General features: G+C 44.9%; 12 protein-coding genes. 8 read left to right on the plus strand and 4 right to left on the minus strand.

What is annotated here, in order from left to right:
* Positions 1–8 precede the first annotated feature (8 nt).
* The 7 genes from VA249_RS16890 to VA249_RS16920 all read left to right on the plus strand — a co-directional run bounded on the left by VA249_RS16890 (position 9) and on the right by VA249_RS16920 (position 7,222).
* A complete protein-coding gene (locus tag VA249_RS16890) occupies positions 9–971 on the plus strand; it encodes a DUF58 domain-containing protein (RefSeq protein ID WP_221071821.1) in 963 nt (320 codons plus the stop codon).
* Entirely contained in the window at positions 972–1,523 is a 552-nt protein-coding gene (locus VA249_RS16895) for a DUF4381 domain-containing protein (RefSeq protein ID WP_221071822.1), read from the plus strand. It begins immediately after the preceding gene.
* Positions 1,516–2,607, plus strand: coding sequence for a vWA domain-containing protein (locus VA249_RS16900; RefSeq protein WP_221071823.1), 1,092 nt, complete (start codon positions 1,516–1,518; stop codon positions 2,605–2,607). The genes VA249_RS16895 and VA249_RS16900 overlap by 8 nt, the downstream gene beginning before the upstream one ends.
* Positions 2,600–4,339, plus strand: coding sequence for a vWA domain-containing protein (locus tag VA249_RS16905; RefSeq protein ID WP_221071824.1), 1,740 nt, complete (start codon positions 2,600–2,602; stop codon positions 4,337–4,339). Before VA249_RS16900 ends, VA249_RS16905 begins: the two co-directional genes overlap by 8 nt.
* Positions 4,336–5,655, plus strand: a complete 1,320-nt coding sequence (locus VA249_RS16910; protein WP_221071825.1) for a BatD family protein — start codon at positions 4,336–4,338, stop codon at positions 5,653–5,655. Before VA249_RS16905 ends, VA249_RS16910 begins: the two co-directional genes overlap by 4 nt.
* A gap of 103 nt (positions 5,656–5,758) precedes the next feature.
* Complete coding sequence (locus VA249_RS16915; RefSeq protein WP_221071826.1) at positions 5,759–6,184, plus strand: bifunctional diaminohydroxyphosphoribosylaminopyrimidine deaminase/5-amino-6-(5-phosphoribosylamino)uracil reductase RibD; 426 nt, start codon at positions 5,759–5,761, stop codon at positions 6,182–6,184.
* Between the two features lie 138 nt (positions 6,185–6,322).
* Positions 6,323–7,222, plus strand: coding sequence for a LysR family transcriptional regulator (locus VA249_RS16920; protein WP_221071827.1), 900 nt, complete (start codon positions 6,323–6,325; stop codon positions 7,220–7,222).
* A gap of 142 nt (positions 7,223–7,364) precedes the next feature.
* On the opposite strand, the gene VA249_RS16925 is transcribed toward VA249_RS16920, so the two are convergent.
* The 4 genes from VA249_RS16925 to VA249_RS16940 form a co-directional block, all read right to left on the minus strand.
* On the minus strand, positions 7,365–7,700 hold the full coding sequence (locus tag VA249_RS16925; RefSeq protein WP_221071828.1) for a YgiW/YdeI family stress tolerance OB fold protein: 336 nt from the start codon (positions 7,698–7,700) through the stop codon (positions 7,365–7,367).
* A 17-nt stretch (positions 7,701–7,717) separates the two neighbouring features.
* A complete protein-coding gene (locus VA249_RS16930; RefSeq protein ID WP_221071829.1) occupies positions 7,718–8,359 on the minus strand; it encodes an AcfA family outer membrane beta-barrel protein in 642 nt (213 codons plus the stop codon).
* 157 nt (positions 8,360–8,516) lie between these two features.
* Positions 8,517–9,497 (minus strand): HAD family hydrolase, encoded by a 981-nt coding sequence (locus VA249_RS16935; protein WP_221071830.1) that lies wholly within the window; start codon positions 9,495–9,497, stop codon positions 8,517–8,519.
* A gap of 178 nt (positions 9,498–9,675) precedes the next feature.
* Positions 9,676–10,464, minus strand: coding sequence for a formylglycine-generating enzyme family protein (locus VA249_RS16940; RefSeq protein ID WP_221071831.1), 789 nt, complete (start codon positions 10,462–10,464; stop codon positions 9,676–9,678).
* Between the two features lie 176 nt (positions 10,465–10,640).
* On the opposite strand from VA249_RS16940, the gene VA249_RS16945 reads away from it, so the two are divergent.
* A complete protein-coding gene (locus tag VA249_RS16945; protein WP_221071832.1) occupies positions 10,641–11,963 on the plus strand; it encodes an anaerobic sulfatase maturase in 1,323 nt (440 codons plus the stop codon).
* Positions 11,964–11,965 lie beyond the last annotated feature (2 nt).

Raw genomic sequence — 11,965 nt, forward strand, 5'->3', positions numbered from 1 at the left:
GAGGGACTATGGCAAAGCCAACGCTTGCTCCTCAATCCCAAGGGCTCGACCCTCGTTTGTATTGTGACTACTCCCGCTTAGTACGTTTACAAGCGCAAGCCGAATCGTTCAGCCTACTGCCACACTTAAAAGCGGGGAGTGTGCTTTCAGGTCGTCATAACTCATTATTCCGCGGACGAGGTTTGAACTTTGAAGAACTGCGTCACTACCAGCTAGGGGACGACATCCGAAACCTAGATTGGAAAGTCACCATGCGTACCGGCAAACCTCATGTTCGCAGTTACACCGAAGAAAAAGATCGCAATGTGCTTGTCTGTGTAGACCAACGCAGTGCAATGTTTTTTGCCTCGACCGAGGTCATGAAATCTGTGGTCGCTGCTGAAGTCGCTGCTATGTGTGGTTGGCGAGTATTAAAAGATGGCGATCGCGTGGGTTTCGTTATCGCATCTGATTCAGCTTTATATCACAGTAAAGCCCAGCGTTCGCAAAACGATCTACTCGCTCAACTGAAACGACTCTCTCAAGCCAACCAGCGCTTGAATGTGGATTCGTTAGATTCAGATAGAGTGACGTTCAGCAAATGGATTGAGTTAATCAAACGCATGAAGTTAAAACAATCAACGCTGATTTTCATCAGTGATTGGCGCGATTGCGAAGAGCACCACCTTGATCAGCTTAAGCAGCTTCAACAACACAATGACGTTCTCGCGGTGATGGTGAGCGATCCACTAGAGCAGTCGCTCCCTCAAGATTTGGCGAAAGTGAAATGGGTGATTGGTGACGGCCGTTATCAACTCAATTTAGACAGCAAAGCAAAAGTTGACGCGGCGAGCGCAAGCCTTAATGAGAAAGCGCAATTACAACGTCAGTCACTCGCACAGCTAATGGCAATCAAAAATCTCCCGCATATTGAACTCGATACAACAGGTGAGCACATTACTCAATTTCAGAAGCGAATTGGAGGTCGATAAATGACGGAACTGCATACGCCTCCAAGTACTTATATTTTGCGCGAACTTCATGATGTTACCGTGCCGGAAAGTGTCAGTTGGGTGCCACAAACCATAGGTTGGAAAATCCTTGCCGTCGTTGGTGCGATTGTACTTATGTATCTGGGCTACCGACTTGCGCACCATTGGTGGGATAACCGTTATCGTAAAGAAGCTATTGAAGCCATTTCTCGCGTGAATCCAGATGACGCGAGTATGCCCAAAGCGCTGTTCTCGATTTTGAAAATTGTATTGATTCATCTCGATAGCCGTCATGCTCGTTTGTTTGATACCGCGTTTCTGCGCCAGTTAGATGAGCTTAACCCCAAGCATAAAATGTTTGATGACGAGCTCTCCAAACGATGGCTGCAAAGTATCGTTGACCCAAGTATTGAACTGGGAAAAACAGAGCGTTTACAACTTCTTGAACACGCAACTGAGTGGGTGAAAGAGCACGATGAGAACGCTCACAATATTGAAAAGCGTACGCTTGCTTACAAAGCGCGTGCATTAAAAGGAGGTCGCCATGGGTGATCTTCTTACTTCATGGCTGGGCATGAGCAGTTTTGAATTTGAGCATCCACTTTGGTTCATTATTCTACCGTTACCTTTGGTGGTGTATTACGTTGTCCCTGCGTATCGAACCAAACAAATGGCGATTAAAGTGCCGTTTTTTCGCCAGCTTGTGGATGCCATTGGTGAAACACCCTCAGAAGGGGCAAGCCAACTCACCCCAAGCTGGTGGCAACGCGCGACGCTTATCATTTCTTGGCTCTTAGTTGTGACCGCAATGGCAAAGCCGACGGTACTTGGCGAGCCACAGGTGCGTGAAAGTTTGGGGCGTGATGTCATGGTTGTGGTCGATTTGTCAGGTTCAATGGCAGAGCAAGATTTCACATCAAAAACCGGAGAAAAAATCACTCGTCTTGATGCCGCCAAAGAGGTGTTGAGCGACTTTGCCAAAACGCGTAAAGGCGACCGTTTAGGTCTGATTTTGTTCGGCGACGCAGCATTTGTGCAAACTCCGTTCACACCCGATCAAAAAGTGTGGTTAGAGCTCCTTAACCAAACGGATGTGGCAATGGCAGGGCAGAGCACTCATTTAGGCGATGCCATAGGTTTGGCTATTAAGGTGTTTGAACAAAGCGAAAAGTCACGTACTGATGTTGAAAAGAGCAAAGAGAAAGTCGCGATTGTTCTGACTGATGGAAATGATACAGGAAGCTTCGTCGAGCCGATTGATGCAGCAAAAGTAGCGAAAGCCAAAGACGTACGTATCCACGTGATTGCCATGGGTGATCCACAAACCGTGGGTGAAACCGCGTTAGATATGGAGACCATCAAACGAATAGCAAAAGAATCAGGAGGTGAAGCGTTTCAAGCCCTCAATCGTGATGAATTAGCGAAAGCCTATGATGAAATTGGTCAGTTAGAGCCGCAGTTATATGAAAGCACAACATATCGACCAAAACAGAGTTTGCATCATTACCTCATGGCTTTGGTGGTTGCGATGTATTTAACTGCGTTCACCTTGGCGACATTTAAGCGTCGTCGCCTTTCGGTAAACAGTGGTAATTCTGCTCAAACGGAAAGTGTAAAAGGAGGGCGCCATGTTTGATTCTCCTTTATTTGGGGTTGGAGCAGAGCAGTTTTTTACTCAGTTCCACTTTATTCGCCCGCTGTGGCTCATCGCTTTTATTCCTATGCTCCTTTTATTGTGGTTAAGATGGCGAGAAGAAAGCAAACCAAGTTGGAAAGACATTCTTCCAGAGCATTTACGCCAAGCACTGACGATCGGTGAGTACGGCTGGCGTAAGCAATTGCCACTTAAACTGCTGATGGTGATTGTGTCGATTGCCATCATTATCTGTGCAGGGCCAACCTGGCAACGTCAAGCATCACCATTTGGTGAAGACAAAGCATCGATGTTAGTTATTCTGGATAATAATGATTCGATGCTGCAAAAAGATTTACCACCTAGCCGACTTGAACGCTCTAAGCAGAAAATTCGTGATTTGTTAGACGCAAGAAAAGGCGGCAGCACAGGGTTAGTGGTTTATGCGGGGTCAGCGCACGTTGCGATGCCAATCACGCAAGATAGTAAAGTATTCGAACCTTTCCTTGCGGCAATAACGCCGGAAATTATGCCCGTCGAAGGTAAGTTGGCTGAAAAAGCATTACCACTGATTGATCAGCAATTGCAAGGTCTGCCAGGTTCAACCGTACTTTTAGTCACAGATGGCGTTAACCCTGCAACCATCACGGCGTATAAAGGTTACTTTGAAAATAAACCGTATCAGCTTTTGATACTTGCAGCGGGCAACTCGGACATGGTTTCTAATAACCCCGTGGATTTGGATTCGTTGAACAATCTAGCCAGCGCAACGGGGGGACGTCTTGTTGAGGTGACCGTCGATAATCGTGATATTGAAACACTGAATCGTTTAGTTGAACGCAATATGCAATTAAACGGAGAGTCGTCCATGCCATGGAAAGATATGGGATACCTACTGTTGCTGCCTATTGCCATCATTATGCTGCTTTGGTTCCGTAAAGGTTGGTTAGTGCAATGGTGTGTGGTCGTAATGGTATCTACGTCGATGTTTATGACGCCAAAAGCAATGGCTGAGAACATTTCTCTTAAAGCAGAAAAGCCGGAAGTAATACAAGAAGTCACCGCTTGGGACAAAGCCGCACAATGGTGGTGGGATCTTTGGCTAACTCCCAACCAGCAGGGGCAACGTCTATTTAATAAAAATGAATACTTAGAGGCAGCCAAGCACTATACCGATCCGCTAAGAAAAGGGGTGGCTTACTATTATGCGGGCGAGTACAAATTAGCGCATGGCGCATTTTTGGCGTTGCAAAACGACGCTTCGCCAGAGGCAAAAGATTTTGGTTTGTATAATGCAGCGAGTGCACTTGCTCGCCAACGCGAATATCTGGCTGCTCGTGACTTATTGCAATCTCTAGCGAACAAGGACGCATTAAGTGACAAGTTGCGACCAGATGTGGAACATAACCTTAAAGTGATCGGCGGAATCGTTGAAGAGATCAATCGTACCAGTGAGAGTCAAGCAGGATCGACGGATGGCCCAGAAGAGTCGTTTGAACTGGATCAAGATAAACCACGGACGGCAGATGGTGCGGATGAAAAAACCGTTGCAGAGCTAATGCTTAAAGAAACGTTAAACGCAAATGAAATATTAGGTAGTCAGGAATTGGCGGATAAATGGCTAAAACGTGTCGAAGCCGATCCTAAGTATTTCTTACGTGCCAAGTTTCAAATACAGCTGCGAGAGCCTGTTCAAACCGAATCGCATCAAAAACAAGAGGGCCAAGCACAATGATGAATGCAATAAAACTTGGCAAGCACGCTTTGGCTAAGTTTATTAGTCCAATTCTAGTGGTTTGTACGCTGGTATTTTGGGGTGTGGCTAATGCTCAAGATCCCCAAGCGTTTTTGAAGCAAGAAAACGATGTTGAATTATTGGCTTGGGTTGGGAAAGCAGGCGTAACATCTGATAATAAAGAAGCGGCTAAGTTCAGCGTGAATGAGCAGGTGATCTTGTACATTGATGTGGCCACTCCACGCTGGTTTACTCGCGGCACACGTATTGGTAGCGTAGAAATTCCTAACGTGATTGCGAAGCAGCGCAATCAATTAGCGACCAATTATACCGAGCGAAAGGACGGTCAAACCTGGTCGCATCAACGGTGGGAAATTACGTTGTATCCTCAAGCTTCTGGCGAGTATGTCGTTCCTCCAATTGCGGTGAGCGTGGAAGTCTCCGCACCCGATGGCTCAAAGGCATCGGGAACGCTTTATACACAACCGATCAAGTTTGAAGCGTCAATGCCGTCGGGTTTACTTAATCAGGAATCTCAGTGGTTTGCTGCAACTAACGTGGAAGTGGACCAGAAATGGCAAACGTCAAATGATGATTTAAAAGTAGGAGATGCCATCACACGTACTATCACGATTAATGCACAAGACAGTCTTTCGGTATTATTGCCAGATCTTTTGTCAAGTGAATCGACAGCCAGTTATCAAGCGTACCCGCAGCCTAATCGTTTGGATGACACACAAACGCGTGGCGACTATCAATCAAGTCGTATTGAGGAAAGTGTGTATGTTATCCAACAAGGTGGTGAGTTTGCATTACCTGAGTATCAGTTTCAGTGGTGGAATAGCAAGAATCAGCAACTTGAAACGGTCATTGTGGAAGGTAAAACGTTCAAAGCTAAGCACACGTTGAATTCATTTATCCGAATGTATTCTGGATGGCTTGTGGGTTCGTTTGTTACTTTGTTTGTCATAGTCGGCGCTGTATTTATCGCTCATCGATATTATCAAACTCGACCAACCCCACCGTGGTTGATGTTCCATCGAATGATAAAAGCGCAGCAATGGGGAGCAGTCAGAGCCATTTTGTATCAACAACTCAGAGCGAATACGGGGCTATTAGAAATGAATAAAGCCAATGATTCAAAAGATTGGCAGCAACGCTCGAGACAGTTACAGAGTGGTGAAGAAAATCGAGGATTAATGCACTCGGTTTGGAGAACCATTAAAAATATGAAGTCGAAACGTTTTCAGTTTAGGCTCCCTAAAGCATTACCTAAACTGGATGACGTTGACCAAACGAAAGAGTTGAGCAAATAACGTCAATATGTTCAGGTCCACCATATTTATGTGGGTTCATTTGCTAATGCAAAGACGTCAGCGTTAATATGGACGCTCAGTTTATTGATGTAGTGGATTTTTAATGAGCCAACAATTTATGCAGCGCGCCTTAGAAGTGTCGCGCAATGCGCTTCCTGATTGCCAACCAAATCCGCCAGTGGGTTGTGTTTTAGTGAAAGATGGCCAAATTGTATCAGAGGGATTTACCCAAGCGATTGGTGGCAATCATGCTGAAGTAGAAGCGCTCAATGCTTATCAAGGTGACGTATCTGATGTGACGGCTTACGTTACGTTAGAACCATGTTCTTTTGTGGGACGCACGCCGGCTTGTGCCAAAACTCTAGTGGCGAGCGGCATCAAAAAAGTCGTGGTTGCTATGCTTGATCCAGACCCACGTAATGCGGGTACCGGTATCGATATCCTTAAAGCGGGTGGCGTTGAAGTGGAGGTGGGCTTGTGTGGTCAAGAAGTCAGCGCCTTTTTGACACCTTATTTAGGTAAATCCTGAGATATCAGTCCAATACGCCGTCAGTGCGAGGTCAAAAATACTTAAAACATGCATCGGCGCTCAAATCCGGTGCTCCGAGTCGTTAAAGATCAAACTGTTAGCTAAAATGAAACTAATGTCCTGTTTGATGTGTACAAGATGAAGAGCACCGATTTAAATCTTATTCCTATTTTTGTGGCAATCTATGAAGAGCAAAACTTATCAAAAGCCGCTGCTCGATTAGATATAAGCCAACCAGCTGTCAGCAAAGCTTTGGCACGTCTACGTGATATCGACGATGAGCCACTATTTCATCGCAGCACTTCAGGGGTTGAACCAACCAGTTTCGCGATGGACATTTATCCAGCCATGGGAGCCGCGCTGAAAAACTTTACGTCGACGCTCTCTGCCTCAAGCAGTTTCGATCCTAAAGTTTCTAACCGTATTTTTTCGATTGCTTGCGTCTCGGTTGCTAGCTACGAGTTGATGCCTCAACTGATGCGTCAAATCCGAAAAAATGCGCCGAATGTAGGTCTGGAAGTACACCCTTTGTTTACGGAAGATTATGAAAGTGACCTGCGCTTACAACGATATGATTTGATTATCGATATGCCACCGCGTGGTCGAACAGTCTTAAAATTAGAACCTGTGTTTTCTGAGCGTTTGATGGTGGTGTGCAGTATGGATCATCCGCGTATTCATGATTCTTGTTCGGTAGAGCAGTTCTTGGAAGAAGAGCATGTCGTGGTGTCACGCTGGCATGCACGTAAAAGCTTGATGAATGAAGAAGATATTGCAGACTTAGCGCAGCGGAAAATTGTGTATCGTGCCTCTGGTGCAATGGAAATGCTGCCGGTTATTGATGGTAGTGAATACATTGGTATGTTGCCGTTATCGACCATTCAGCATTTTTCTAACACGTATAACATCAAAGCGGTTCCACTGCCTTTTAATGACAAAGTTCATGACCTTTGCGCTATTTGGCACTCCAGCCGCCATAATGAAAGTGCACACCAATGGTTGAGAACTCAACTCAAGCAAGCAGGGAAAGCGCTCTAGTGACGCAAAGAATAAACTGACCCACTACGGAAGTTGTGAGTTAACTCTCAGTGAGTTTTAGATAGAGTACACAGACAGAGCGCTCAAGTTTTGGGCGCTCTATCTGTATCAAGAGATGCTTAATGCATTCTTAAATCATACATTACAGTTTTTGAATGGTGTCCACATCAATCTGGGTTGTCGTCCACTCAGAATCGACTTCACCACGTATTGCGACTTTGTCTTGTGGGGAAACATCTTGGCCACGCCAGTCTTCATTATCGATCTCGACTTCAATTTGGCCTGTTTCGTCTTTGAATAGGTATGTCTCATCACCTAAGGCTTGCACAATGTTACCCGTTAGCAATACGTAACTGTCATCTGCGGCATTTTGTGCATCTTTAACTGTGCTAATTGCAGCAGTGTCAGGGCCGTTAAAGGCTGCCAGCGCTGAACCTGAAACAAGTGCTAGCATTGACATAACGATCAGTTTTTTCATTTCAATGGTTTCCTAATTTAGAAGTAGTAGGTAGAACCTAGATTGATAGAAGCAGTATTTGCGTAACTATCCAATTGGTATTTTGCATTTGCACCAATGGTGAGTTGTGGGAAAATTCGGTACTCTGCACCTACAGAAACCATCGCGCCCAGTTCGTTAGAGTCATGTTTGATTGCAGGGCCTTGTGCAACTGAGCTTTCATGGTCGGTTAGCTCATTTTCTGTTTCTAAGTATTTACCTGCATGAGCTTCGTATTGTGTGTAAGTCAAACCAGCTTTTACTTTTGCAGACCATTTTTGGTTTAGTGCGTAGTTAAACACTGGCGCTAGAGTAATTTGTTTTGCCTTGATTGATGAATCCCACTCCATTTCTTTTTTGATTCCGGTTGCAGGGTCAAAGCTTTCAAATCGTGAACGACTGTCATCTAGATCAAATTGGCTGTAACCCAATTCAATGCCCCAAACATCATTCAGTTGATAGCCAATGAAACCGCCAAAAATACCGTCTTCCAATTCTGGATTAAGATTGACACCATCCGATTTAAAGGTTGTTTCAAAATCGTGGTCAGTAGTGCCGAAACCGTATTCCAAGCCAACATATGGCGCAGCCGCAGCAGAAAATGAAGTAGCAGCAATAATCGTTAGGAGTGTTTTTTTCATTTTTGTTTTTACCTCTTCGTTTTGATGTGGGCATTGTGTGTGAAGAGGTGTGAAGTGATCGTGAAGAAATTGGTGAGTATAGGAAAAACTCCCCAAAAGAGGGGAGTTTATTAGATGAGGCGTAAATTCATGAAGATAAAGATCGAATGAATACCGACTAGTAAATGGTGCACCACTCGTCTTTCATGTCAATCAGGTGCCAATTATCGCGTTGTTTGGCTTCATCCATCGCTTTGTCTAAGCGGCCGACGCTGGATTCTCGGTCATATTTCCATTCACGCTCTGCGTCAGTATGATGAACAATCATCGCCATCGAGTTAGGTTGGCTTGTGGCCCATTGCATCATTGCGTGGTCCCCATCGGAGTTACCCACCGCTAACACTGGCTTCTTGCCAATGATGTGTTGAATGTTCTCAACTTTACCTGCTTTATCATCAATGGTTAGGATTTCACCAAGTTTGGTGACTGTTGGCTTGCCATCGTTATAGTAGTATTTGTACTTTAGTGCGCTACCTATGATTTGCTCTTCAGGAATGTTGTAGACATCAGGAGCCCATACACGCATAAAGTCCACACCACCACCAGAGACAATGTAAGTTTTGAACCCGTGAGCTTGTAGATAGCTAAGCATTTCACGCATTGGTTTGTAGGTCAGCTCTGTATAAGCTTTTCCAAAGCGTGGGTCTTTTGCGGCTTTTAGCCATTCTGCAACCATGTTTTGGTATTCTTCAACGGTCATGCCGCTATGCGTTGCTGTTACAATTTCTAGCAGCGCTTCGTCACCGCCTTTAAATATATTCTCTATATCATCGTTTAGAACAGATTTAAACGGTTCGGTGGTTTTCCATTCAGGATGATCTTTTGCTAAGACTTTGATTTCATCTAGCGCGTAGGCAAGCTGGTAGTAATAAGGCTTTTCAGACCATAAGGTGCCGTCATTATCAAATACGGCGATACGGTCGGGTTCAGGTATAAACGTATTTTTTGACGTGTCCGTTGACTGCTCGACATAATTCATTATTGCGGTTTTACTCGTGCCGTCTTTCCAAGATGGCAGCAAATTAGGGTCGCAATCTAAAGCCATCGCTGAAAACGATAGACCTGATAAGACTGCAATGGCACAGATGTGTTTTTTCATGTTGTTATTTACCTTAGCATGTATGCATTACTTGAATGCATGTGAGGTTAAATATTAATGAGAACAACGCAGTTTAGGCCTCTTTCCCTAACCATTCTCCTAGCCAGAGACGTGTTATTTGTTAAGAATACGCAAAGGGGCAATAACGTTAATGTCGCTTCTCATGCGTAAATGTCGTTTAATCCGCATCTTTCGCAAGGCGAAGACCCATGTCCGACATAATTATAGACTGGCTTGCAAAGTCTCGACGGAAATTCTCTGATTCATCAGAATCATAGGCAAAACTGCCACCGCGAACGGCCTTATGTGCTAAGCCAGATTGTTCATTTTTTGCGTTGTTTGGGTTATCAGTTGGCCCATAGCGATAGAAAGTGTCATCGAACGAATCAATCACAAACTCGCCAACGTTGCCTGTCATATCATAAAGGCCAAGCTCGTTAGGTTGCTTTTGTCCCACTGGATGTGCGCGATTTTTTGAGTTATCGGCGAACCAAGCAACGTCTGCAATATCGTCTGAGCCTGCGTAAGTAAAGCCTTGGCTCTTGTTACCGCCTTTGGCTGCAAACTCCCATTCAGCTTCAGTTGGCAGGCGATATTGTTCACTTGTCAGCTCGTTTAGCTTCTCGATGAAGTAATTCGCCTGTTGCCAACTCAAGTTATTAACCGGAATCTCTGCGCCTTGGAAGTAGCTCATTGATGATCCCATAACCGATTCAAACAACGCTTGAGTGACTTCGAATTTAGAAATGTAAAAGCCATCGACAGTCACTTTGCGTGCTGGAGTTTCAGCTTTCTTGGCGGAGGGGCTGTCTGATCCCATGACAAATGAACCGCCTTCAACCAACACCATATCTTGGTCAATATTCAGCGCGATTGGATGAGGAGCTTGAGTCGCACAACCACTCATTAATACGCTGAATGATAGAATGGAAAGTACGGATAACGATTTGCTTTTAAATGATTTCATCGATGGTTTCTCGCCAAAAAATTCACGATAAAGATTAGCAATAAACGCTATGAAAAAAGGTTATACACGGTATAACAAGCCTCTTGTATTAATGAGATTTATGATTAAGTCATCAAAGTGAGAATACCGTGCTTGTTCGTGTTCTCATCTGCATTTCATAACGAAAAAGGTGACGTATGCACATTACTCAAGGTCCTCAGTTCAACGGTAAAGCCTCTAAGCGTTTACATGTCATGGCAAAGCCTATTGGGGCGGCCTGTAATATCGATTGCACTTACTGTTACTATCTCAGCAAACAGGACTTACTTGAGTACAAAAAAGGCTGCACGCCAGTGATGGATGAAGAGACCTTAGAGACCTACATTCGTCAATACATTGAAGGACAGAACACGCCGGAAATCATCTTCTCTTGGCAGGGGGGGGAACCAACGATGTTGGGCTTGGATTACTTTAAACAGATCGTCGAGTTCCAATCTAAGTACAAACCCGAAGGCGTGGTTATTTCTAACGATTTACAAACCAATGGTACGTTGCTGAACGATGATTGGTGTACGTTTCTGAAAGCCAACAATTTCTTGGTCGGTTTGAGTATCGACGGGCCAGAAATGATGCACAACGGTTACCGAACCAACCGCGCAGGTCGTGGTACGTTTAATCAGGTGATGAAGGCTGTTGAACTGCTGCACAAACACGAAGTGAAGTTCGCAACGCTGACTTGTGTAAACAACTTAACCAGCCGCAATCCTCTTGAGGTCTACCGATTCCTGCGCGATGAAGTGCGTTCTCCACAAATGCAGTTTATTCCCATCGTGGAACAGAAAACGTTCCGTACTACCGCACCTCAAACATGGGAGCCGCAAGAGCAGCTAAAACAAGGCGACAAGCGCCTTATTCCTGGTCACAAGGACTCAGTAGTTGAGCCATGGTGTGTGGCAGACGAGGCGTGGGGTAACTTCCTTATTGCGATTTTTGATGAGTGGATTCAGCATGACATTGGCAAGGTGTTTGTTCAGTACTTCGAAGCGAGTGTTGAGACTTGGATGGGGCGTAAAAACCCACTTTGCACACTAGGCGAGATTTGCGGCAAAGGCTTGGCAATGGAACCAAACGGTGATGTCTTCACGTGTGATCACTACGTTTACCCAGAATACAAAATTGGCAATATTCACCACGAAAAATTGGGTACATTGGCCTATGGTCCTGAGCAGCAAAAGTTTGGCTTTGCCAAGACCCGTTCGTTAACCAAGCAATGCCAACAGTGTGATTACCAATTTGCTTGTTACGGTGAGTGTCCGAAAAATCGTTTCATTCGCACCAAAGATGGTGAACCAGGTTTGAACTACCTTTGCGCAGGTTGGAAAAAGTTCTTCTCTCATGCTGATAAGGCAATGGCATACATTCTTCGTGCAACGGGTAACCCTGTCGCACATGGCAAATACAGTGATGCAGTGTTACGCCAACAAGCGACGAAGCGTTCTGTATTCGAAACCAAATTTTAAAG

The sequence above is a fragment of the Vibrio alfacsensis genome (genome assembly GCF_019670485.1).
Lineage (GTDB): Bacteria > Pseudomonadota > Gammaproteobacteria > Enterobacterales > Vibrionaceae > Vibrio > Vibrio alfacsensis.

Excerpts from the sequence above, each read along its gene's own strand:
- VA249_RS16890 (WP_221071821.1), top strand. The coding sequence starts at position 9 with ATGGCAAAGCCAACGCTTGCTCCTCAATCCCAAGGGCTCGACCCTCGT.
- VA249_RS16895 (WP_221071822.1), top strand. The coding sequence starts at position 972 with ATGACGGAACTGCATACGCCTCCAAGTACTTATATTTTGCGCGAACTT.
- VA249_RS16900 (WP_221071823.1), top strand. The coding sequence starts at position 1,516 with ATGGGTGATCTTCTTACTTCATGGCTGGGCATGAGCAGTTTTGAATTT.
- VA249_RS16905 (WP_221071824.1), top strand. The coding sequence starts at position 2,600 with ATGTTTGATTCTCCTTTATTTGGGGTTGGAGCAGAGCAGTTTTTTACT.
- VA249_RS16910 (WP_221071825.1), top strand. The coding sequence starts at position 4,336 with ATGATGAATGCAATAAAACTTGGCAAGCACGCTTTGGCTAAGTTTATT.
- VA249_RS16915 (WP_221071826.1), top strand. The coding sequence starts at position 5,759 with ATGAGCCAACAATTTATGCAGCGCGCCTTAGAAGTGTCGCGCAATGCG.
- VA249_RS16920 (WP_221071827.1), top strand. The coding sequence starts at position 6,323 with ATGAAGAGCACCGATTTAAATCTTATTCCTATTTTTGTGGCAATCTAT.
- VA249_RS16925 (WP_221071828.1), bottom strand. The coding sequence starts at position 7,700 with ATGAAAAAACTGATCGTTATGTCAATGCTAGCACTTGTTTCAGGTTCA.
- VA249_RS16930 (WP_221071829.1), bottom strand. The coding sequence starts at position 8,359 with ATGAAAAAAACACTCCTAACGATTATTGCTGCTACTTCATTTTCTGCT.
- VA249_RS16935 (WP_221071830.1), bottom strand. The coding sequence starts at position 9,497 with ATGAAAAAACACATCTGTGCCATTGCAGTCTTATCAGGTCTATCGTTT.
- VA249_RS16940 (WP_221071831.1), bottom strand. The coding sequence starts at position 10,464 with ATGAAATCATTTAAAAGCAAATCGTTATCCGTACTTTCCATTCTATCA.
- VA249_RS16945 (WP_221071832.1), top strand. The coding sequence starts at position 10,641 with ATGCACATTACTCAAGGTCCTCAGTTCAACGGTAAAGCCTCTAAGCGT.